This is a genomic window from Mesorhizobium sp. BHscii, from assembly GCF_053848065.1.
Genome location: NZ_JBSPKW010000004.1, coordinates 241,538 through 263,931, shown reverse-complemented (window position 1 = coordinate 263,931; position 22,394 = coordinate 241,538). Strand labels below are relative to the sequence as shown.

The 22,394-nt window shown below is 62.5% G+C and carries 20 protein-coding genes; 14 read left to right on the top strand and 6 right to left on the bottom strand.

The annotated features are described in order from the left end of the window. Window positions 1–28: 28 nt before the first annotated feature. Together ACWTU7_RS08520 and ACWTU7_RS08515 are read right to left on the bottom strand one after the other, a co-directional pair. Complete coding sequence (locus ACWTU7_RS08520) at window positions 29–586, bottom strand: TadE/TadG family type IV pilus assembly protein (protein ID WP_287335696.1); 558 nt, start codon at window positions 584–586, stop codon at window positions 29–31. Between the two features lie 152 nt (window positions 587–738). Next, window positions 739–1,161, bottom strand: a complete 423-nt coding sequence (locus ACWTU7_RS08515) for a pilus assembly protein N-terminal domain-containing protein (RefSeq protein WP_029356907.1) — start codon at window positions 1,159–1,161, stop codon at window positions 739–741. A 352-nt stretch (window positions 1,162–1,513) separates the two neighbouring features. Here ACWTU7_RS08515 and ACWTU7_RS08510 point away from each other — a divergent pair, with 352 nt between their 5' ends. The 9 genes from ACWTU7_RS08510 to ACWTU7_RS08470 all read left to right on the top strand — a co-directional run bounded on the left by ACWTU7_RS08510 (window position 1,514) and on the right by ACWTU7_RS08470 (window position 10,623). Further along, window positions 1,514–1,687, top strand: coding sequence for a Flp family type IVb pilin (locus ACWTU7_RS08510; protein ID WP_029356905.1), 174 nt, complete (start codon window positions 1,514–1,516; stop codon window positions 1,685–1,687). 166 nt (window positions 1,688–1,853) lie between these two features. Further along, window positions 1,854–2,372, top strand: coding sequence for an A24 family peptidase (locus ACWTU7_RS08505; RefSeq protein WP_095517026.1), 519 nt, complete (start codon window positions 1,854–1,856; stop codon window positions 2,370–2,372). Between the two features lie 223 nt (window positions 2,373–2,595). Then, complete coding sequence (gene cpaB, locus ACWTU7_RS08500) at window positions 2,596–3,408, top strand: Flp pilus assembly protein CpaB (protein WP_455838386.1); 813 nt, start codon at window positions 2,596–2,598, stop codon at window positions 3,406–3,408. Then, complete coding sequence (locus ACWTU7_RS08495) at window positions 3,405–4,937, top strand: type II and III secretion system protein family protein (RefSeq protein ID WP_455838387.1); 1,533 nt, start codon at window positions 3,405–3,407, stop codon at window positions 4,935–4,937. The genes cpaB and ACWTU7_RS08495 overlap by 4 nt, the downstream gene beginning before the upstream one ends. A gap of 14 nt (window positions 4,938–4,951) precedes the next feature. Beyond that, window positions 4,952–5,695: a CpaD family pilus assembly protein gene (locus tag ACWTU7_RS08490; protein ID WP_455838388.1), complete on the top strand. Its 744-nt coding sequence runs from the start codon at window positions 4,952–4,954 to the stop codon at window positions 5,693–5,695. 34 nt (window positions 5,696–5,729) lie between these two features. Next, window positions 5,730–7,013 carry an AAA family ATPase gene (locus tag ACWTU7_RS08485; RefSeq protein WP_029356896.1) on the top strand — a complete coding sequence of 428 codons (1,284 nt, stop codon included), beginning with the start codon at window positions 5,730–5,732 and terminating at the stop codon, window positions 7,011–7,013. A 29-nt stretch (window positions 7,014–7,042) separates the two neighbouring features. Then, window positions 7,043–8,551 (top strand): CpaF family protein, encoded by a 1,509-nt coding sequence (locus ACWTU7_RS08480; protein WP_287335699.1) that lies wholly within the window; start codon window positions 7,043–7,045, stop codon window positions 8,549–8,551. Between the two features lie 29 nt (window positions 8,552–8,580). Further along, window positions 8,581–9,594 (top strand): type II secretion system F family protein, encoded by a 1,014-nt coding sequence (locus ACWTU7_RS08475; RefSeq protein ID WP_029356892.1) that lies wholly within the window; start codon window positions 8,581–8,583, stop codon window positions 9,592–9,594. 12 nt (window positions 9,595–9,606) lie between these two features. Further along, on the top strand, window positions 9,607–10,623 hold the full coding sequence (locus tag ACWTU7_RS08470) for a type II secretion system F family protein (RefSeq protein WP_065005866.1): 1,017 nt from the start codon (window positions 9,607–9,609) through the stop codon (window positions 10,621–10,623). Between the two features lie 112 nt (window positions 10,624–10,735). Here the strand turns inward: ACWTU7_RS08470 and ACWTU7_RS08465 are convergent, their stop codons facing one another. After that, the gene (locus ACWTU7_RS08465; RefSeq protein WP_455838538.1) at window positions 10,736–11,557 is read right to left on the bottom strand and encodes a tetratricopeptide repeat protein; all 822 of its coding nucleotides are present in this window, start codon (window positions 11,555–11,557) and stop codon (window positions 10,736–10,738) included. 122 nt (window positions 11,558–11,679) lie between these two features. On the opposite strand from ACWTU7_RS08465, the gene ACWTU7_RS08460 reads away from it, so the two are divergent. The 5 genes from ACWTU7_RS08460 (at window position 11,680) to pdeM (ending at window position 17,677) form a co-directional block, all read left to right on the top strand. Continuing rightward, window positions 11,680–13,044 (top strand): leucyl aminopeptidase family protein, encoded by a 1,365-nt coding sequence (locus tag ACWTU7_RS08460; RefSeq protein WP_455838389.1) that lies wholly within the window; start codon window positions 11,680–11,682, stop codon window positions 13,042–13,044. Between the two features lie 70 nt (window positions 13,045–13,114). After that, window positions 13,115–13,465 carry a MarR family winged helix-turn-helix transcriptional regulator gene (locus tag ACWTU7_RS08455; protein WP_455838390.1) on the top strand — a complete coding sequence of 117 codons (351 nt, stop codon included), beginning with the start codon at window positions 13,115–13,117 and terminating at the stop codon, window positions 13,463–13,465. A 30-nt stretch (window positions 13,466–13,495) separates the two neighbouring features. Continuing rightward, a complete protein-coding gene (locus tag ACWTU7_RS08450; RefSeq protein WP_455838391.1) occupies window positions 13,496–14,356 on the top strand; it encodes a C40 family peptidase in 861 nt (286 codons plus the stop codon). An 85-nt stretch (window positions 14,357–14,441) separates the two neighbouring features. Beyond that, the gene (locus ACWTU7_RS08445; protein WP_455838392.1) at window positions 14,442–16,964 is read left to right on the top strand and encodes a ligase-associated DNA damage response DEXH box helicase; all 2,523 of its coding nucleotides are present in this window, start codon (window positions 14,442–14,444) and stop codon (window positions 16,962–16,964) included. Further along, a complete protein-coding gene (pdeM, locus tag ACWTU7_RS08440) occupies window positions 16,961–17,677 on the top strand; it encodes a ligase-associated DNA damage response endonuclease PdeM (RefSeq protein ID WP_455838393.1) in 717 nt (238 codons plus the stop codon). Before ACWTU7_RS08445 ends, pdeM begins: the two co-directional genes overlap by 4 nt. 6 nt (window positions 17,678–17,683) lie before the next feature. Here the strand turns inward: pdeM and ACWTU7_RS08435 are convergent, their stop codons facing one another. The 3 genes from ACWTU7_RS08435 to ACWTU7_RS08425 are packed head-to-tail and all read right to left on the bottom strand — an operon-like array spanning window position 17,684 to window position 22,295. Beyond that, window positions 17,684–18,619, bottom strand: coding sequence for a dimethyl sulfoxide reductase anchor subunit family protein (locus ACWTU7_RS08435; protein WP_455838394.1), 936 nt, complete (start codon window positions 18,617–18,619; stop codon window positions 17,684–17,686). A gap of 11 nt (window positions 18,620–18,630) precedes the next feature. Then, a complete protein-coding gene (locus tag ACWTU7_RS08430) occupies window positions 18,631–19,365 on the bottom strand; it encodes a 4Fe-4S dicluster domain-containing protein (protein ID WP_455838395.1) in 735 nt (244 codons plus the stop codon). Continuing rightward, window positions 19,362–22,295: a molybdopterin oxidoreductase family protein gene (locus tag ACWTU7_RS08425; RefSeq protein ID WP_455838396.1), complete on the bottom strand. Its 2,934-nt coding sequence runs from the start codon at window positions 22,293–22,295 to the stop codon at window positions 19,362–19,364. Before ACWTU7_RS08425 ends, ACWTU7_RS08430 begins: the two co-directional genes overlap by 4 nt. Window positions 22,296–22,394 lie beyond the last annotated feature (99 nt).

The window sequence follows — 22,394 nt, the reverse complement described above, 5'->3', positions numbered from 1 at the left end:
CTTTTCCCACCCACGCAACGGTGCGTTTTCAATTGTCGAACGGCTCGTTCTGCCAGGTCACCGATGCGAAATGCAGCGTGTTGCCGTCTTTCAGATTGGCCATCGACTTGGCCATGAAATCGGTCATGACGGGCCATTTGTAAAAAACCCGCAGCATGTTTATTGATTCAGCCAAGCCCGGGGATACCGTAAAAGCAGCGGGGTCCGTGCCGGTCAGCACGATTTCGCGGTCTTGGATCTTGAAGCCCGCCTGGGCCGCGGCGGCGAAGGTCGGATACTCGCGCAGGTCCACCTCCAATCCCGGGCAGTCCTTGGCGACCATGATCTCCAGCCGGCTGCAGATCATGGTCTTCAGCGTGGCCTCGGTCACATCGGCCTGCCTTACCTGGCCCGTCCGTAGCTGGCGCGCGACATCGTCGGTAATGTTGGCCATCACCTCTTGCCCGGCAAATGAAATGCAGCTCTCCAGTATGGCAAAGATGAGGAGCGCAAATGGCACGGCAAGCATCGCGAACTCCAAAGCCGTGCTGCCGCGCCGGTCGCAAAGGAAGCGCGCGGAAAAGCCTGCTAGTCCTGCACTGATCATGTCCCGTGTCTGCCGATCCTGAAGGGGTGTCGGAGGGAATATTAGCGGAAACCCATTGAAGTGCGGTTTGTACGATCGTTAAATTTGAGGAAGAGATTTTAACAGGCCGATAACCGAAGCGGCATTTCAGCGGGGTGAGAACAATCCGCTCGTTACCGGCCGGCGCTCATCTCGGCTTCCGAGGCCTTCTCCGCATCGCTTTTATACGAGCTTTCGCAATACGGCGTGCAGGACATGGTCTGTATTTCGGCACGCCGGTAGATGCGCACCGACGACGCGTCCTGTCGCACGACGGTGATCTGCTCGTCGACGATCGGACGGCCCTCTTGATCGAGGACGACGAGGTTGGTGACGCCGAAGCCTTTGCCCGTCAGCACGATCGTCGAAGCATCCTGCACGGAGGCGTCGGCGATCGCCGGGTTGCCGACAACGATCGTATCGGCGGCGCGCGACAGTTTGACGATCTTCGCCTGGTTCATCGTGACCTCGATGCCGGCGCCAGCCTTGACCGGCACAACTAAGGCCGTGGCGGCAAGGAGCGCGGCAATCGGAAAGGACGATCTCGGCCCGGTCATTGAAGCACTCCACGGCGGCAAACTGCTCAACGGAACATGAACGAGATTGGTGAACCAACGGTTAAGCGGAGGAGTGCCGTGATGATGTCGGGATCGGAATCGTGATTGCCTGCAGCGGGCCGCCCCTTTCCCAAGTCGCTAAATTGCGCCTTTCGCGGCCCTTGACGTGCCTGTCGGGCCATAGCGTCACTTAGTTTACAGTTAACCACGCAATGTCATCGAAGCCGGAAAGGAATCGGTAAGGCTGTTTATTAAGCCGATCGAAAGAGCTTCTTCGTAGATTGGCAGTATCCGATCAGCCGCCAAGAGAAGTTGACGGAACTGCTGTAACACGTGGAGTAGGAGCTCTCGAATGTCTAATCTCATTGCACGTTTTGTGAAGGACGAATCCGGCGCGACCGCTATCGAATACGGTCTGATCGCCGCTCTCATCGCGCTCGCCATCATGGTCGGCGCCGGCTCGCTGGGCAACGCGCTGAACGCGAAGTTCAACGGGATCGCCACTACGCTGAACACCGCCGGCTAATAGCGTCTGGTCGTTTTTCGGATCAAGGGCCGCCTTATTGGCGGCCCTTGATCATTGTGTCAGGCGATTTTGAATGGGTCAGGGGATTTTGAAATTTCGGCCTCATCAATCGTTAATCGGATATATCTAGGCTGGGGCTAGGTACAGTGACCATAGGCCCGCGCAGATGCTTGAAGCCCTGATCTTCGTCGTCTTTCCGTTCTGCATGCTTTTCGCCGCGATCTCCGATATGCTGTCGATGACGATCGCCAATCGCGTGCCGGTGCTGCTTATGGCCGTCTTCGCCCTGGTCGCGCCGCTGACGGGAATGGACTGGGCAACCTATGGCTGGCATTTCGCCGCCGGTGGCCTGGTTCTCGCCGTGACCTTCGGTCTGTTCGCGCTCGGCGGCATGGGAGGCGGCGACGCCAAGCTGCTGGCCGCCACTGCCGTGTGGATGGGGCTCAATGTCCATCTCATCCAATATCTCGTGGTCTCGACATTCATCGGTGGCCTGCTGACGCTCGCAATCCTCGTCTATCGGAAATCGCCGCTTGCCGCCGTTACAAGCCATAATCCGTTTTTACGCCATTTCGCCGACGAGACATCAGGCGTTCCCTATGGCATCGCGCTTGGCATTGGCGGCCTGCTCACCTTTCCGAATTCGCCCCTGATGGCGTGGGCACTTGCAAGGCTGGCGGTCTGATTCTCGCCGCCAACATTTTCTCGTCAGACCCATGCCTACCATTCTTCGATTTGGCGTTGAAGCAGGCAGCTTGGCAGCCTTTTTTTGGGTACGGAGCGATGCCTCAAATTTATGTAAACGTTAAATTAATCACGATCGTAAGTATTAAATTAACCTTGTTTTGACGATTGCCGCTGCAAGGTCCGGCTTGGCTACGTGGTTTGCCAAGGCGAGGTTCGGACAGATGCCAGCATCCCGACTGATCATTCTAGGCGTGGCGGTGGCCGCGGCGGGTGGCGCAGGATATGTTGCAAAAAACATGGTGGCGGCTCCGCCGCCTCAAATCGTCGATTCCGGCCCCGCGGCGCCGGCAATCGCGCTGCAGGACGTGCTTGTCCTGACAGGCGACGTTCCGATGGGCAGCCCGCTCGAGAACAACATCAGCTGGCAGTCCTGGCCGGCCGACGGCGTCAACGCAAATTTCATCACCCGCGCCGCGGAGCCCGATGCGCTTGAGAAGCTGAAAGGCGGCGTCGCCCGTGTCGCGATGTATGCCGGCGAGCCGCTGCGGCGGTCCAAGCTGATCGGCGAGGGACAGAGCTTCATGTCGTCGATCCTGCCCTCCGGCATGCGGGCCGTCGCCACAGCCGTATCGGCCGACACTTCGGCCGGCGGCTTCATTCTTCCCAATGATTTCGTCGATGTCATCATGACCCGCAGAGCCGATGCCGCGGGCGGCGGCAGCGGTTTTACGACCGAAACCATCCTCAAGAACATTCGCGTCCTGGCAATCGACCAGACCATCCAGGAGGACGAGGAAGGCAAGAGGACCAGGGTCGGCCAAACTGCGACACTGGAACTGACACCGCAGCAGGCGGAAATCATCACCGTCGCTCAGCAAATGGCGGATCGCCTGACATTGGCGCTGCGGTCGATCAGCGACACCCAGGAGAAGAATCTGGGCGAGGCCGATTATCTCGTTTCCGGCAATGGGCGGCGCGGAACAGTACGATTGATCAAGTCAGGCGAAGTTTCCGAAGTGGGGGCAAGGCAATGAGGCTAAACGCTAGACTGCCGGTCGCCCTGGCTGCGGCTATCGGCCTGTTCCTCCTTGGGACGAATGCGCAAGGCCCCGTCGAGGCGAATGCGGCAGGCAGGAAGGCCGAGGTGTCGGCTACGACAGCCACCCAGCGCGTCAAGCTCGGCCTCAACAAATCGGTGGTCATCGACCTGCCGAGCGATGCCTATGATATTCTCGTCGCCAACCCGGCGGTCGCCGATGCGGTGACCCGCACCGCCAGGCGCATCTATCTGTTCGGAAAGGCGGTGGGCGACACCAACATCTTCGTCTTCGGCCCCAATGGCGAACAGATCGTCAGCCTGGATCTGGCAGTCGAACGCGACGTCGCCGGACTGGAAGACTATATCAGGCGCTTCATCCCATCATCGACCATCACTGTCGAATTGCTGAACGACAACGTCGTCCTCACCGGAACCGTGGACACTCCCCTGGATGCCAAGCGCGCGGTCGATCTGGCCACCATCTTCGTGTCCGGCGGTGAAGCGACCACCGGACAATATTCGCAGACCGCCTCCGGCGGCTCGGCCGAAGCCGGTGTCGACATCGACAATCCGGATTCCGAGCGTCGTGTCAGCAAGATCGTCAACCTCTTGCAGATCATCGGTGACGACCAGGTGACGCTAAAGGTGACGGTCGCGGAAGTCAGCCGCTCGGTGATGAAGCAGCTTGGCGTCAATCTGATCGGAAACGGCGACAGCAATGGCATCAGTTGGAGCGCATTGACCAGCCCTGCATACGGACTGGGAAAACCCCTGTCGCAATTTTCGGGACTTTCAATCGGCTCCTCGGCGCTTCAAGCGTACATCAACGCCATGGAGCAAAGCGGTGTCATGAAGACGCTGGCCGAACCGACACTGACCGCGGTCTCGGGCGAGAAAGCGACGTTCAAAGTCGGCGGTGAATTCAATCTAATCACAAGCCGAACGAACAACGTTTCAAGCGACAATCAAACGGGCCAGGTTACTTACACTAACGAAAAGCTCGAATATGGAATTGGCCTCGAATTCCAGCCTGTCGTGCTCTCGGCCGGCCGCATCAGCCTTAAAGTGAGGACGTCGGTTTCGGAGCCTACGATGGAAGGCGCCACAGTGCTCGAAGCGGCCGGTGATTTGCCCGGCACCACTTTGCTGTCGATCCGCAAGCGGCTGGCCGACACCACCGTTGAACTGCCTTCCGGAGGTTCGATGATGATCGCTGGCTTGGTTCGGGACGACATCCGGCAGGCGGTCGCCGGGCTGCCCGGGCTGACCAAGATCCCAGTGCTTGGCACGCTGTTCCGTAGCCGGGACTTCGTCCGCAACGAGACTGAGCTCGTCATCATCATCACGCCCTATTTGGTGAAGCCGGTGACGCGCAACGCTCTTGCCAAGCCGGACGACAATTTCAACGCCGCCAGCGATGGCGCCGGCATGTTCCTTGGCCGTGTCAATCGCGTCTACGGCACCATGCAGACCGACAAGCCCAACGGCCGTTACCACGGCGTTGTCGGCTTCATCTACAAGTAAGCGGGGAAGCGGACATGTCTCAGTCAGCGTTGAAGGCAAGGACGAACACCGCAGCGATGCGGTCCGGCCGTTCGCGTATCTACAGGCCAGCCATTCCGGTCCTGACGGTTGCGGTCGCGGCATTGCTGGCGGGCTGCGCCGATCTCAAGCGGGACAGCATCACGGTCGGCGCTGTTCCGGACGATTATCGCACCACCCATCCGATCGTAATTGCTGAGAAGAACCTGAAGATCGACCTTCCGGTCGGCGCCGGCGATCGCGGCATGACCGGCTCTCAGCGCGACACCCTTCTAGGCTTCCTGGATGGCTACGACAAGAGCGCCGCTCCGACTCTGACGATCTCGATCCCGCGCGGTTCGGCCAACGAGATCGCCGCGACCGCGGCCGGTCGCGATTTCGCCAGACTTGCGATTGCCAGCGGCATCAGCCGGAACCGGATCGTCATGACCACCTACCAGTCGGTTTCGGCCGAAGCGTCCGCGCCGATCCGCGTCGCCTATGTCTCGGTGAAGGCCCAGACCGACAGATGCGGACGCTGGCCCGAAGACCTGCTGCAGACATCGGAAAACAAGCACTACGCCGATTTCGGCTGCTCGTATCAGAACAATCTTGCTGCCCAGATGGTTAATCCGGCCGATCTGCTCGGGCCGCGCAAGCAATCCGATATCGACGCGGAAAATCGCGGCGCGGTGATCGACGTCTACCGCCAGAGAGGCATTTCGGAAGAGTTCTTCGGCAATTCGGAAGTTGAGTATTGAGCTTGAGCCGCGCAAGTCACGGAAAGAAATGACGATGAGCAATCTTGCCTACGACACTCCTGTAGATGGCGGCGAAACCTCGCAGCAGGACATCGCCGCCATGCAGGCGTTGCGGCCGATTCCGCGCATTTCGATTCAGGCATTTTGCGAGACCGAGGGCGTTGCCAACCCGGTCGAGCGCGCCGGCGAGGATCGTCGCATGGCGAAGGCCCATCTGAAGGTCCATATGGGCGGCATCGCCACCGCCATCGAATTCTACCAATCGGCGCCGACACCGAACCTGATCCTGCTGGAATCGCGCAGCGAGCCGACGCAATTGCTCGAGCAGCTCACGCAGCTCTCGGAATATTGCGATCCGACCTCGAAGGTCGTGGTCATCGGCCACTACAATGACGTCGGGCTTTATCGCGAGCTCATCCGCTCCGGCATTTCCGAATATGTCATCGCGCCGGTGTCGATGGCCGATATCGTCAGCGTGATATCGACGATTTTCGTTGATCCGGAAGCCGAGCCGATCGGCCGCTCGATCGCCTTCATCGGCGCCAAGGGTGGCGTCGGCTCCTCGACCATTGCCCACAATGTGGCTTGGGCGATGTCGTCGCTGTTCAAGTCCGAAGTGGTTGTCGCCGATCTCGACCTCGCTTTCGGAACGGCCAACATCAATTTCGATCAGGATCCCGCGCAAGGCATTGCCGAAGCCGTTTTCTCACCGGAGCGCCTCGACGAGGTCTATCTTGATCGGCTGCTTGCCCAGTGCGCCCAGCATCTGTCGCTGCTTGCAGCGCCTTCAACGCTCGAGCGGGTCTATGATTTCGATCCCGACGCTTTCACGCAGCTTATCGACACGGCGCAGCGCAGCGTGCCGCTTCTGGTGCTCGATGTTCCGCACGTCTGGACGGGATGGACCAAGAACATACTGGTCAAGGCCGACGAGATCGTGATCACGGCTACGCCGGAGCTGGCCAATCTGCGCAACACCAAGAATCTGGTCGACATGTTCAAACGGCTTCGCCCGAACGATCCCCCGCCGAAGCTGATCATCAATCAGGCCGGCGTGCCAAAGCGTCCGGAGATTTCGTCATCCGACTTCGCCGATTCGCTCGGCCTGTCGCCGATGTCGGTCATTGCTTTCGAACCGCTGCTGTTCGGAAACGCCGCCAACAACGGGCGCATGCTCGGCGAAATGGATGCCAAGAACCCGGTTGTCGGCACGGTCAACGAGATTGCGCATGTGCTGACCGGGCGCAGCGAAATCAAGGCAAGAAAGAAAGCGGGCCTCGGCAATTTCCTTGGCAAGCTCTCGCGCAGCAAGAAGTGATGCTTCCGGAGCGGAATTGGTAATCGATCATGTTTGGTAAAAGAGGCAGCGACGACGGCAGCCGGTTCACCCCGGAATTCCGTCAGCCGGCACCTGCGCCTGCCGCGCCGGCGGCAAACCCTGCGGAAACGGCGGTTCTTGCCAAGCCCGCACCGCCGCCGTCGCTTGGCGCGTCTGCCGCGCTGCCGCCCGTGCGCCGTGCGGTCGAGGCGCCGCCATTGGCGCCGGAGCCGAAAAAGGTTCAGCGCCAAAAGAGCGAAACCTACTACGACACCAAGAGCCAGGTCTTTGCCGCGCTCATCGACACCATCGACCTGTCGCAGCTCGCCAAGCTCGATTCCGAAAGCGCACGCGAGGAAATCCGCGACATCGTCAACGACATCATCGCGATCAAGAATTTCGCGATGTCGATTGCCGAGCAGGAAGAACTGCTCGAGGACATCTGCAATGACGTGCTGGGTTACGGGCCGCTGGAGCCATTGCTCGCTCGCGACGACATCGCCGACATAATGGTCAACGGTTCCAAGAACGTCTACATCGAGGTCAACGGCAAGGTCGAGCAGACCGGCATTCGTTTCCGCGACAACCAGCAGCTCCTCAACATCTGTCAGCGCATCGTCAGCCAGGTTGGCCGCCGCGTCGATGAATCGAGCCCGATCTGCGACGCGCGTCTTCCCGATGGTTCCCGCGTCAACGTCATCGCGCCGCCGCTCGCCATCGACGGCACAGCGCTCACCATCCGCAAGTTCAAGAAGGACAAGCTGACGCTCGATCAGCTGGTCAAGTTCGGCGCCATTTCGCCGCACGGCGCCGAGATTCTCAAGATTATCGGCCGCGTCCGCTGCAACATCGTCATTTCAGGCGGCACAGGCTCGGGCAAGACGACGCTGCTCAACTGCCTGACCAACTATATCGACCGCGAGGAGCGCGTCATCACCTGCGAGGACTCGGCCGAGCTGCAACTGCAGCAGCCGCATGTCGTGCGTCTGGAAACCCGCCCGCCCAACCTCGAGGGCGAGGGCGAGGTGACGATGCGCGACCTGGTCAAGAACTGCCTGCGCATGCGGCCCGAGCGCATCATCGTCGGCGAAGTGCGCGGACCTGAAGTGTTCGATCTTCTGCAGGCGATGAACACCGGCCATGACGGCTCGATGGGCACGATCCACTCGAACAGCCCGCGCGAATGCCTGAACCGTATCGAATCGATGATCGCTATGGGCGGCTACACGCTGCCGCAGAAAACCGTGCGTGAGATCGTGGTTGGTTCGGTGGACGTGATCATCCAGGCTGCACGCCTGCGCGACGGATCACGTCGCATCACCCACATCACCGAGGTGATTGGAATGGAGGGCGACGTCATCATCACGCAGGACATCGTCCTCTACAACATAAAGGGCGAAGACGCGAACGGCAGGCTGCTGGGTGAGCACGTGTCGACAGGTATCGGTCGACCGCACTTCTGGGAGCGCGCCCGCTATTATGGCGAGGAACAGCGCCTCGCCAATGCGCTCGAGGCGATGGAGAACCGCGCTGACTGATGTGCCTGGAAGCGTAGGGGCCGGAATCGATGTTCGGAATTGACGGCACCGTATTGGCATTCATCGTGCTCGCCGGCTTCAGCGCCGGCGCGGTCGCCTATGCTTTTCTGTTCAATCGGATCAGCACCGAGAAGCAAGTCGGCAGGCGGCTTGAAACGATCAAGACCGCCGAGACGGACGGTGCCGTCGTCAAGGCCTCGCGCGATCGCATGGCGGAAGCAGCCAAGCGGCGAAAATCGGTCCAGGATTCGCTGAAAGATCTGGAACAGAAGCAAAAGACCAACCAGAGCATCGTCAAAAAGCCGCCACTGAAGGCTCAGATCCGTCAGGCGGGCATGAAGTTCTCACTTGAGCGCTTCTATCTCTACTCGGCGGTTTGTGGCGTCGCCCTGACGTTTCTTGCCTATTTCATCGGCGCGCCGTTGTTTGTCTTGCCGGGTGCGCTGCTGGTCGGTGCTCTCGGCCTGCCACGCTGGTTCGTCTCGTTTTGCCGCGCCCGCCGGGTCAAGGCGTTCCTCAACGAATTTCCGAACGCGCTCGACATCATCGTGCGTGCGGTCAAATCCGGTCTGCCGCTGAACGACGCCGTCCGCCTGATCGCCAACGAATCCCCTGAACCGGTCAAGACCGAGTTCCGCCGCATCGTCGATTCGCAGCAGATGGGCCTGTCGATCCCCGACGCCAGCATGCGCATGGCTGAGACAATGCCGTGCACGGAAGCGAGCTTCTTCGGCATCGTCATCCAGATCCAGTCCCAGGCCGGCGGCAATCTTTCCGAGGCGCTGGGCAATCTTTCGCGCGTGCTTCGCGACCGCAAGAAAATGAAGGCCAAGGTCCAGGCGCTGTCCATGGAAGCGAAGGCGTCCGCCGTGATCATCGGCGCGTTGCCTTTCGTCGTCGCCTTTCTCGTCTACCTGACAAGCCCGAACTACATCATGCCTCTGTTTACCACCAACGCCGGCAATCTGATCCTCGGCTGCTCGGCGGTCTGGATGGGGATCGGCATCCTGGTGATGCGCAAGATGATGAACTTCGAAGTTTAGGATTTCGAGCGCATGACTGAGAACGTCGTCAAAACCCTTACCGATCCGGCATTTCTGATTGCCTTGCTGGTTGGCATCGCGGTGTTTGCGACCGTCTTTACGCTGCTGCCTGCCTTTGGCGGAAACCAGCTCAAGGCGCGCATGAAATCCGTGGCGCTGGAGCGCGACGAATTGCGCGCCAAGCAGCGTGCGCGGCTTGCGATCGAGGCCGATCGCCGCCGCAAGGGCCTGCGCGAGGAACAGTCGATCGGCATGCGCAACATTGTCGACCGGCTGGACCTGAGGCGCGCCCTGGCCGATGAAGGCACCTTGCAGAAACTCAAGGTGGCGGGCTTTCGCGGGCAGAATCCGCTGACGCGCTTTCTTTTCTTCCGTCTGGTCCTGCCCTTTGTCGGCTTTGCGCTGGCCGCGATGTATCTGTTCGTGCTCGGGGGGTTGCCGGAGCAGCCGCCTCTCATCAAATTGTTCGTCTGTATCGTCGTCGCCTACGCGGGTTTTTACGCGCCGGTGCTCTATGTCAACAACCGCGCCACCAAACGCAAGCAGTCGATCCAGATGGCGTGGCCGGACGCACTCGATCTGATGCTGATCTGCGTCGAATCCGGCATGTCCGTGGAGGCGGCGTTTCGTAAGGTCGCGGACGAGATCGGCGCGCAATCGGTGGCACTTGCCGAAGAGTTCATCCTGACCAATGCCGAGCTTTCCTACTTGCAGGAACGCAAGCAGGCTTACGAAAACCTTGCAAGCCGCACCGGCCTGGAGTCGGTCAAGTCGGTGTCACAGGCGCTGGTGCAGGCCGAGCGCTACGGCACGCCGGTGGCGCATGCGCTGCGCGTGCTTGCCGGCGAAAGCCGCGACATGCGCATGAACGCCGCCGAGAAGAAAGCCGCGGCTTTGCCGCCGAAGCTCACCGTGCCGATGATCCTGTTCTTCCTGCCGGTGCTGTTTGCCATCATTCTAGGCCCCGCCGGCATCCAGGTGAGCCAGCGCGGCATCTTCGGCGACCAGCCGACGTCGAGCAGCCAATAGCCTCGCCAAGGCGACAACACATGCGAAAGCCGCGGTGCTGATGCAACGCGGCTTTGTATTTCAAGCATATCGAGAGCTGAGGGAACTGGCAGGTTGAGCAAAGCCGGCGTGGTCAATTGGTGGCAGGCTTTGCCTTGTCTTGGTCCTTGAGCTGGCTCCAGGCGTTCTGCTGGGCGAGCATCTGGCGAAGGTAAGTCACGTTCGCCTGCGCCTGTTCGGCCGAAAGCTCCTGGGAGGCGATCTTCTCGGCTTCGTCGAAGCGGCCCTGCAGGCCGACGACCAACGCCAGGTTCTGGCGGACGCGGCTGTCGGCGTTCGGCTGCTGGGCGGCCGAGCGCATATAGGTTTCGGCCGTGCGCAGATCACCTTCCAGCACATAGGACATGCCGAGATTTGAAAGGATCGAAGGTTCGTTCGGCTTGAGGTCAAGCGCCTTGCGGTAATTCTGGCGCGCCTCGTCTCTCTGGCCAAGCTGGTCGAGAATCGCGGCTTCCGCCGATACCAGCTTCCAGTCGGGATATTCCGGTGTCTGCGCGCGGCGCACCGCGTCGAGCGCCGGCTCGAACTGCCCGTTGGCGGCCAGTGCCTTGCCATAGGCGGCGAGCACGTCGCGGTCCTTCGGCAGGGCGATCGCCAGTTTGCGCATCACCGCGAGCGATTGGTCGGCGTCGCCATCCATTTGCAGCGCCGCGGCATAATTCGTCGCGATCCGCTTGTCGTTGGGGTTCTTGGCGTAGGACTGACCGAGCGCGATCGTCGCCTTGTGCAGCTCGCCGGCCGACATGGTTTCCAGTGGTTTTCCGCTGGTGCGTCCGATCGAGCCGGTCGTCAGCTTGCTGGTCCCGCAGCCTGCAACGCTTGCAGCGAGCGCTATTATGAACGCCGTGGTTATCAGCCGCTTCCCCGTGGCGTTCGTCATGCGGTTGGTCGGCATCTGCACCAGGGCCTCCAGTCGTAAACCTGGCCGTCACGTGGCCATCTTCCCTCCCGCAGAAATATTCTGTTAACCCTAACGGACAGTTAAAAAGGGCCGACTCGGAAGCCGGAGACCATCGAATGCCAGTCGAACTCATCGGGAGAAAACTGAAGACCGCGCTGCCGGTTCACCTGGTGGCGAAGGATAGGCTGGATGCAGCGGATTTTGCCTCGTCCACGCTCGCCTGGGCCAAGGCCAACGGCTTTTCCGGTGAGGCCGGCAGGACGCTGCTCATACCCGGCGAAAACGGCGCGCTTGCCGGAGCACTGTTCGGCACGGGCGATGACGAAGGCGCGCTTGCCATCGGCGGGCTGGCGAGAGCCTTGCCCGAAGGCGACTGGCATTTCGCCTCGGCACCCGCCGAACCGGAACTGGCGTCCATCGCACTGGCGCTCGGCGGCTATGTCTTCACCCGCTACGGCAAAAAGCCCGGCAGGGCGCTGCGTTTTTCGCTGCCGTCCGGCGCCGACGCGGCGCGTGTTCGCCGCATCGCCGATGGCGTCTTCCTGACGCGCGATCTGGTCAACACGCCGACCAGCGACATGGGACCGGACGAGCTGGAGAAGGCGGTTCGGACGCTGGCCGGGAGGCACAAGGCCGAAATGTCGGTGACCAAGGGCGACGAGCTTCTCAAGAAGAATTTCCCGATGATCCATGCGGTCGGCCGCGCATCGGTCGGCGCGCCGCGTCTGATTGACATGATTTGGGGGCCGAAGAATGCCCCGAAGGTGACGCTGGTCGGCAAGGGCGTCTGCTTCGACACCGGTGGTCTCGACATCAAGCCGTCCTCGGGCATGCTCTTGATGAAGAAGGATATGGGTGGCGCCGCCAACGTCCTGGGGCTCGCCTCAATGATCATGGCCGCCGGGCTGAAGATCCGGCTGCGTGTGCTGATCCCCGCCGTCGAGAATTCGATTGCCGGCAACGCCTTCCGGCCTGGCGACGTGCTGGTGAGCCGCAAGGGCATCACCGTCGAGATCGGCAACACCGATGCCGAGGGACGGCTGGTGCTGGCGGATGCCTTGGCGCTGGCCGACGACGACGAGCCGCAACTGCTGATCGACATGGCGACCTTGACGGGGGCTGCTCGCGTCGCGCTCGGCCCCGACCTGCCGCCTTTCTACACCGGCGATGAAGCGCTGGCGTCCGAACTGGCGACTGCGTCCGCAGCGGTCGAGGATCCGCTATGGCGCATGCCGTTGTGGAAGCCCTATGACGCAAAGCTGTCGTCGAAGATCGCCGACATCAACAACGTCACGTCAGACGGTTTCGCCGGCTCGATCACCGCAGCGCTGTTCCTCAAGCGCTTCGTCGAGAAGACCGCCGCCTGGGCGCATTTCGACATCTTCGCCTGGAACCCATCCGATCGTCCGTATGGTCTCGCCGGCGGCGAGGCGCAAGGCATCCGAGCGCTGGAAAGGGTTATCTCGAAACGCCACGCCTGACGGTTCCGGTCCTACAGGAAGGTCTCAAGACTGAAACGGAACCGAAACAATTTGCCGTCATTCTGGTCGGATGTCGATTTCCATGCGCCCGAGCCAGGCCTTGCGACTGTGGCAGCAGGTGATGCTGTCCCAGGTGCGCGACGATATGCCCGACCTTACCATGCGCCAGACGGCAATCCTGTTTACGATCTATCTCGACCCGCCGCCGCACACGGTGCGCGGGCTCGCCGCCCGGCTCAATGTTACCAAGCCGGTGATCACCCGCGCGCTCGACACGATGGGCGCACTGAAGCTGGTTTCGCGCCATCGCGACGAGCTCGACAAGCGCAACGTGTTGGTCAAGCGCACCGTCGAAGGTGCTCTCTTTGTCGAGCGCTTCGGCGATGTTATCATTGCCAGAGCCCAGGAATTGCCCATTTGACCGAACTGTCCTTCTGAACGAGTTGCCGATTTGACCGCCAGGGATGCCCGCCTTCACGCCTTCCGTTCCGATCTCGCCGATGCCAGGCTGAAAGGCGAGGTCGCCGCCGATCGCTTCGTCGCCGGGCGGCCAGCCCGGATTTCAGCCGCAGTGGCCGATATCCGCAACGAGCCGCGGCCGGATGCCGGCGTCAACACCCAGCTTCTGTTCGGCGACGACGTCCTTGTCTTCGAGGATGCCGAAGGCTGGGCCTGGATCCAGGCCGAGCGCGACGGCTATGTCGGCTATGTCGCCGACACTGTGCTGGGCGCGCGGAGCCAAGCGCCCACCCATGTCGTCTCCGTGCCGCGCACCTTCCTCTATCCCGGACCGGATTTGCGGCTTCCGCCGAGCGGGCAGCTGTCGATGGGATCGGCGGTGAGGGTGGCGGGCGTGGCTGAAACACGCGGCACGCATTATGCGCTGCTGCCGTCCGGCGAGGCGGTCACATCAGGCCATATCAGGCCTGTCGCCGAGGCTGCCCCCGACTATGTCGCAGTCGCGGAAACTTTTCTCGGCACGCCCTATCTGTGGGGCGGCGCCTCCGGCTTCGGCATCGATTGTTCCGGTCTCGTGCAATTGGCGATGCACATGGCCGGCAGGCAAGTGCTGCGCGATTCCGACATGCAGGCGGCGACCATCGGTGAGTCGCTCGAGCCCGGACCAAATTTTGCGGGGCTACGGCGCGGCGACCTGGTGTTCTGGAAAGGCCATGTCGCGATCATGACCGACCCGGAAACGATGATCCACGCCAACGGCCACACGATGCTGGTCTCGCGGGAAGGGTTCAAGGAAGCCGTCGCCCGCATCGGCTATCTCTATGGCGGGCCGACAGGGTTTCGGCGGCCGTAGCGCCAGAGCGGAGAAGGGAGACACTCGATCACCTTTTGTTCCGATTCTTCTTGGCGATTGCGCGCCGCCGCGTTACCTCTGGCGCGTGACAGAGCAGCCGCGCCTCGCCGAACAGAATGCCGCCGTGCACTTGCCCGAGCCATTCCTCAAATGGTTCGCGCAAAAGGGCTGGTCGCCGCGCGCCCACCAGATCGAGCTGCTGGCAAGGGCGCAAGCCGGGCAGTCGGTGCTGCTGATCGCGCCGACCGGCGCCGGCAAGACACTGGCCGGGTTTCTGCCTTCACTATCCGAGCTGGCCAAGCGGCCAAAGAGAAAGCCGGGGCAGGCGCGTCGCGGCATCCACACGCTCTACATCTCGCCGCTGAAGGCCCTGGCCGTCGACATCGAGCGCAATCTCGGCAAGCCGGTCGAAGAGATCGGGCTGCCTGTCACCATCGAGACGCGCACCGGCGACACGCCCGCGCATAAGCGCCAGCGGCAGAAGCTGGCGCCGCCCGACATTCTTCTGACCACGCCCGAGCAACTGGCGCTGCTGATTGCCGCGCCCGACGCCAGGCGCTTCTTCGAGGATCTGCACTACGTCGTCCTCGACGAACTGCATTCTTTGGTGACGTCGAAGCGCGGGCATCTCCTGTCGCTCGGGCTGGCCCGGCTGCGATCCTTTGTTCCCGGCTTGCAGACGATCGGCCTGTCGGCGACGGTCGCCGAGCCGGACGAACTGCGGCGCTGGCTGGTCAGCCAGCATCCACCGGGCGGCCTGGCCGAACTTATTGTCGTCACCGGCGGCGCCAAGCCGGAGATCTCCATTCTCGATTCGGAGGAGCGCGTGCCGTGGGCTGGACATTCGGCCCGCTACGCGACACCGGAGATCTACAGCGAGATCAAGCGACACAAGACGACCCTGCTGTTCGTCAACACACGCAGTCAGGCCGAGCTGCTGTTCCAGGAATTGTGGCGGGTCAATGAGGACACGTTGCCGATCGCGTTGCATCACGGCTCGCTCGATGTCGCCCAGCGCCGGCGCGTCGAGAAAGCGATGGGCGAGAATGCCTTGCGCGCCATCGTCGCCACTTCGACGCTCGACCTCGGTATAGACTGGGGTGACGTCGACCTGGTTGTGCATGTCGGCGCGCCGAAGGGGGCAAGCAGGCTGGCGCAGCGTATCGGCCGCGCCAACCACCGCATGGATGAGCCGTCGAAGGCGATCTTGATCCCGGCCAACCGCTTCGAGGTGCTGGAATGCCGGGCGGCGCTCGACGCCAATTATCTCGGCGCCCAGGACACGCCGCCGCTCGTCAATGGCGGGCTCGACGTGCTGGCGCAGCATGTGCTGGGTTGCGCTTGCGGCGCGCCATTCCTTGCAGATACGCTGTTCGAGGAAGTGCGAACGGCTGCGCCCTATGCCAGTCTCGATCGGCCCACGTTCGACCGTGTCGTCGATTTCGTCGCCACCGGCGGCTATGCGCTGAAGAACTATGAACGCTATGCCCGCATCCGCCTGAACAAGGACGGGCTGTGGCGCGTGTCCAATCCTCGGGTTGCCCAGCAATACCGGCTGAATGTCGGCACCATCATCGAGGTGCCGGCGCTCAACGTGCGTTACGTCCAGGCCGGCAGCAAGGGGTCCGCGTCGCGCGGCGGCCGCGTTCTCGGCAAAATCGAGGAGGCCTTCCTCGAAACGCTGACGCATGGCGACACCTTCATGTTTGCCGGCAAGGTGCTGCGCTTCGAGGGCATCCGCGAGAACGAGTGCTTCGTGTCCAATGCGCCCGGCAGCGATGCCAAGGTGCCCTATTATGGCGGCGGCAAATTTCCGCTTTCGACCTACCTCGCCGAACAGGTCCGCATCATGCTGGACGACCCGCAGCGATGGAAAAAGTTGCCGGAACAGGTCGCCGACTGGCTACGCTTCCAGGCCGATAAATCGGTGCTGCCGAAACGCGACGACCTGCTGATCGAGACCTTTCCGCGCGGCAACCGGCACTATCTGGTGGCCTATCCGTTCGAGGGCAGGCTGGCGCACCAGACGCTCGGCATGCTGCTCACCCGCCGGCTCGACAGGGCGGGAGCCAGGCCGCTCGGCTTCGTCGCCACCGACTATGCACTTGCCATATGGTCGCTTGCTGATATGGGCAGGATGTTCAGGGCGAAGAAACCTTCGCTCGGCGAACTTTTCGACCAGGACATGCTGGGCGATGACCTCGAAGCCTGGCTCGCCGGCAGCTGGCTCTTGAAGCGCACCTTCCGCAATTGCGCGCTGATCTCGGGGCTGATCGAAAAACGTCATCCGGGCCAGGAGAAGAGCGGCCGTCAGGTCACCGTGTCGACCGATCTCATCTACGACGTTCTGCGCAGCCATGAGCCCGACCATATCCTGTTGCAGGCGACGCGTGCCGATGCGGCCACCGGTCTGCTGGATGTCAGCAGACTTGCCGAGATGCTCTCGCGTATCCAGGGACGAATCGTGCAGAAGAACCTTGAGCAGATCTCGCCGCTCGCCGTGCCGATCATGCTCGAGATCGGCAAGATGCCGGTGCATGGCGAGGCCGATGATACGCTGCTGATGGATGCGGCAACGCTGGTCGAGGAGGCCATGGGGACGAAATGACATTTGCGCTCGCCATGACTGCGCCCCTGGCGGATGCCGATCGTATCGGCATCGCCGGCGAGCGCGCAATCTGCGATCGGCGCGGCGGGCTTTATTTTCCCGAGCTTCGGCTTCTGGCCGTGTCCGACTTGCATCTGGAAAAGGGATCGTCGCTGGCACGGCGCGGTACGTTGATCCCGCCTTACGATACCGGCGCGACATTGCTCCGATTGCAGGCGGTGATTGCCGATTATCAGCCGGCGATCGTCGTCAGCCTCGGCGACAGCTTTCATGACGGCGGCGGCGCCGCGCGCATGCACTCCAGCTTTCGCGAGCGGCTGGAAGGCCTGATGGCTGGCCGCGACTGGTTCTGGGTCGCCGGCAACCATGACCCGGACGCGCCGGCCGACCTGCCCGGCGAAACGGTGCGCGAGCTGGCCATAGGCTCTCTCGTATTCCGGCATGAACCTTCGGCATTGAGAGTGGAAGGCGAGGTCGCCGGCCATCTGCACCCTTGCGCCCGCATCGTGCAGCAAGGCCGCTCGGTGCGGCGCCGCTGCTTTGCCGGCGATGGCGGCCGCATGATCATGCCGGCCTTCGGCGCCTATACCGGCTCGCTCAATGTGCTCGATCGCGCCTATGCCGGGCTGTTCCGCCGCGAAACGCTGATGGCCTATATGCTCGGCGCTGAGCGCATCTTCGCCATTTCCCACGCGATGCTCAGGCCGGGCTGAGCTGCTCTACCTGCCATAGTAGAGGGTGACTGTGTGCTTGGCTTCGGCGAAGAACAGCCAGCGCTCGACCAGCATGCCAGCGAACTGGACGATTGCGGCGAGTGTCGACAGCACCGCCGCATAGGGCCATGGCAAGGCGAACACGGCAACCAGCAGCAAGACGGGCAGAGCGAAGGCCAGCACTTGCGTGATCTGGCGCAGCCGCGCCTTGTGCTTGCGTGCGATGCGAAAGCCCATCTCCTTGAGCAGGTAGTTTTCCTCGGTGTGCGGCCATTCCAGCGACCGCACAGTACCGCCGGCAAGCCCGGTCGCGGTGTTGGCGGTTGTCGCAATTTCCAGTCTGTCATTGTATCGCCAGGTTGCCAGCTTCCAGCCCCAGCCGAGCAAGGTCAGCAGCATGCAAGTTGCCAGAAGAATAGTCGAACCGATGGCGAAACCCTGCAGCAGCGCGTTGAGAAGCACGCCGCCGCTCATCGCCGAAAAAATGAGATAACCGGGCAAGGTATAGCGGCTGTGCCACTGGGCGATCGGCTTCAGCGATGCATAGATCATGCCGGTGGTGCAGACGGTGATGACCGCGCCGACCGCAGCCAGCAGCCCGGCTACGGCCACCCAGCCGTCCGTGCGGCCAAGGACCACCCAGCCCATGGCGAACAGCCCCGCCGGCACGAAGGTCGCGACCGACGCAACGCCTTCGCGCGACAACCAGGAGCTGCGCCATTGCGAGAATGCCCTCCAGGCACGATCTGGCCGGCCGAGGTGGCCGGCCGACGACAACAGGCCGGCCGAGATCAGTCCAACCGCCAGCCCCATGCCGACGAGGCCGAGCCAGAAGTCAGGCGGGACGTACCCCGGTCCGGCCAGCACCCCGAGCAGCGCGAGCAGGCCGTAACCGGCCCCCGTAGCGGTGGTGAAAAAGATGACCGAGAAAGCTGGATGCATGGATGTGCGGATCAGTTCGAAAGCATGCGGTCGACCCAGCCGAGGAAACCGCCCTCGGCCCGCACCGCTTCGAGCGCCGGCGCCGGCACCGATGCGGCGCGTGTGGTATTGGCGCGCGGCGGCAAATATTTGTTAGTCGGGTGATAGCCGAGTTCGGGCATCAGGTCGACGCCGCCGCGCTCGGCCACCAGCTGCGACACGGCCGATGCCGGGTCGCCGAGATCGCCGAAATGCCGCGCGCTGGTCGGGCAGGCGGCGACGCAGGCCGGCACGCGGTCTTCTTCCGCCAGATTGTCGTTGTAGATGCGGTCGACGCACAGCGTGCATTTCTTCATCACGCCAACATCGGTGTCGAATTCTCGCGCGCCATAGGGGCAGGCCCAGCTGCATAATTTGCAGCCGATGCACTTGTCCTCGTCGACCAGCACGATGCCGTCCGAGGCCCGCTTGTAGGAGGCGCCGGTCGGGCAGACGGTGACACAGGCCGGTGTCTCGCAATGCAGGCAGGAGCGTGGGAAATTGACCGTGCGCCCACCCATCTCCGTTATGTGCTCATAGCTGTGCACGCGGTTGAACCAGACCCCGTCGACATCGCCGCCATAGGGATCGATGTCGGTCAGCGGCGCCATGTGACCGCCGGTGTTCCATTCCTTGCAGGCGGTGACGCAGGCCTGGCAACCGACGCAGGTGTCGAGATCGATGACCAGGCCGAGCTTCTTGTCGGTATGGGCGGGAAGGCAGGTCATGGTCTGGCAGCCTCTCTTTCCCGGCGGAACTCGGCCCCGAAACTGAGCTTGTCAGGCGAGGGTTCGAAATGCGGCGGCTGCCGGAAGCGCTCGAACTGCGGCTCGGTGAAGCCTGCTTCTTCAGCAGCGCATTTGACGATGCGGACGCGCAGGTCGAACCATGCCGCCTGGCCGGTCACCGGATCGGAATTCGAATAGCGCTTGCCGTTCGCATCGGCGGAGGTCTGGTCGCCGATGATATGGTTGAGCAGGAAGCCGCGATTCGATTCGGCGGCGTCGTCCTTCAGCCCCCAGCTGCCGCGCCGTTTGCCGATCGCGTTCCAGGTCCACACCGTATCCGGGTTGACGCCGTCGACCAGCTTGATCTGCCCCTTGACCCTGCCGTTGATGCTCTCGATCCACACCCAGTCCTCATCGGCAAGGCCGAGGCCGGCCGCGGTCCGGTTGTGCACGAACAGCCGGTTCTGGCTGGTGATCTGCCGCAGCCACGCGTTCTGCGAACCCCAGGAGTGGTACATATGCATCGGCCGCTGTGTCAGCGCGTGCAGCGGGTATTTCTCGAGGTCGACAGCGGCCTCCTCGAAGGGCGCATACCAGAACGGCAGCGGATCCATATAGGTCTCGATGCGGCTGCGCTCTGCCTCCGGCGGCCGCACCCTCCCATGGCCGCGCGCGGCGAGGCGAAAGCGCTGCATCGGCTCGGAATAGAGCTGGAAGACGATCGGCTCGGCCTTCGGGATAAAGCCCATATTCTCGGCGAAATCGAGATAGGAGCGGTTGGCCATCTTGTAGTAGCGCTGGTCGTCCGCAAGATCATGGTGCCAGAAGCCGCCATTGTCGATGTAGCGCTGAAGCTGGTCGGGATTGGCCTCGCCCTTACCGATCGAGGCGCCGTCCTTGCCGCGCCAGCCGGCGAGCGGGCCGATCCCCGGCGAGCGCTCATGATTGACGATGTAATCGGCATAGTCGCGGTATTTGGCCGAGCCGTCGTCGTCGACGAAGCCGGGCAAGCCGAGCCGCGCGCCGAGCTCTATCAGCACCGACTGGAATGGCCTGACGTCGCGGTCCGGCTCGACGACGGGATGGCGGATGGCGTCGCCCGGGCCGTCGGCATGGCTGATCGGCCGGTCGAGCAGGCTGATGCAGTCATGCCTTTCGAGATAGGTGGTGTCGGGAAGCACGAGATCGGCGAACGGCACGGTCTCGGAATTATAGGCGTCGGAATAGATGATGAAGGGGATCTTGTAGTTTCCGGCCTCGTCGCTGTCGGTCAGCATGGCGATGGTCTCGACGGTGTTCATCGACGAGTTCCAGGCCATGTTGGACATGTACATCATCAGCGTATCGATCTTGTAGGGATCGCCGGCCCAGGCGTTGCGGATGACGGTGTGCATGAGTCCATGCGCGGCGAGCGGCGAGTCCCAGGAATAAGCCTTGTCGATACGGATGGGCGCGCCGTCATCATCGACCAGCAGATCGTCCGGCCCGCAGACGAAGCCGAGCGGCATGCCCTCCAGCGGCGTCATCGGCCTGACGTCCTTGCCCGCCGGCTTCAGCTCCGGCGGCGCCGAGCGGGGGTAGGGCGGCTTGAAGCGAAAGCCGCCCGGCACGTCCACTGTGCCGAGAAGCACCTGAAGCAGATGAATGGCGCGGCAAGAGTGAAAGCCGTTCGAATGGGCCGAGATGCCGCGCATCGCGTGCATCGACACTGGCCGGCCCTTGATCGTCTCGTGCCGGCGACCGGCCCAGTCCGTCCACGCCACCGGCAGTTCGATCGCCTGGTCGAAGGCGATATGCGCCAGTTCGGCGGCGATCCGGCGGATGGTGTCGGCGGGAACGCCGCAGCGTTCGGCAACCGCATCGGGAGAATAGCTCTCCTGCAGATAGCGGTCGGCGATGAGCTGGAAGACCGGCACGCAGCGGTGGCCGTCGACCTGGAAGTTGCCGGTCAGCGCCGGTTTTGCATCAGTGTCGGTGGCGCTGATGGGCACTTTCGCCGCCCTGTCCCAGGCCAGCGGATTGCCGTCACTGTCGCGCGCGAACAGCCCGTCATCGGCCGCACCCGGCTCCTGGATGACGAGGACATGGGCGTTGGTGTAACGCAGCAAATAATCGAGGTCGATGCGGCCGGCCTTCAGCAATTCGTGGACGAGGGCAAACACGAACAGGCCGTCGGTGCCGGGCCGGATGCCGATCCAGTCATCGGCAATGGCGTTGTAGCCGGTGCGGCACGGATTGATCGAGACCACCTTGGCGCCGCGCGCCTTGAGCTTGCCGAGACCGATCTTGATCGGATTGGAATCATGGTCTTCGGCCACGCCGAACAGCATGAAGTATCTGGTGTTGTCCCAGTCGGGTTCGCCGAACTCCCAGAATGAGCCGCCGATGGTATAGAGCCCGCCGGCCGCCATATTGACCGAGCAGAAGCCGCCATGGGCGGCGAAATTCGGCGTGCCGAACTGGCTCGCCCACCAGCCGGTCAAGGATTGCGACTGATCGCGCCCGGTGAAGAAGGCGAGTTTCTTCGGATCGGTCTGGCGTATCCTTGAAAGCCGTTCCGTCGCGATGGAAAATGCTTCCTCCCACTCGATCTCACGAAATTCTCCCGAGCCGCGCGGACCTGTGCGCAGCAATGGCTTCTTCAACCGGGCCGGACTGTAGTGCTGCATGATGCCGGCGCTGCCCTTGCCGCACAGCACGCCGCGATTGACCGGATGGTCCTTGTTGCCGTTGATGTAGCGGACCTTGCCGTCCTTGATGTGGACGTCGATGCCGCAGCGGCAGGCGCACATGTAGCAGGTGGTCTTGGCGATGCTGTCGGAGACATCAGGCGAAGTATCGACGCCATCGCCCTCGTCGGGCGCGCGTGTGTCGGCAAGGGGCCGTTGGGACGGTGCGGAATTGGCGCCGCGCAGCGTTCGGTGGTTCATGATCCGGTGCTTTTGTAAGCCGTGAATTTGGCTCTCGTCTTCGGCCCGGGGCCGCGCATGTAGTGCTCTTCCGGATGATAGCGATCGCCGGCAAGCCGG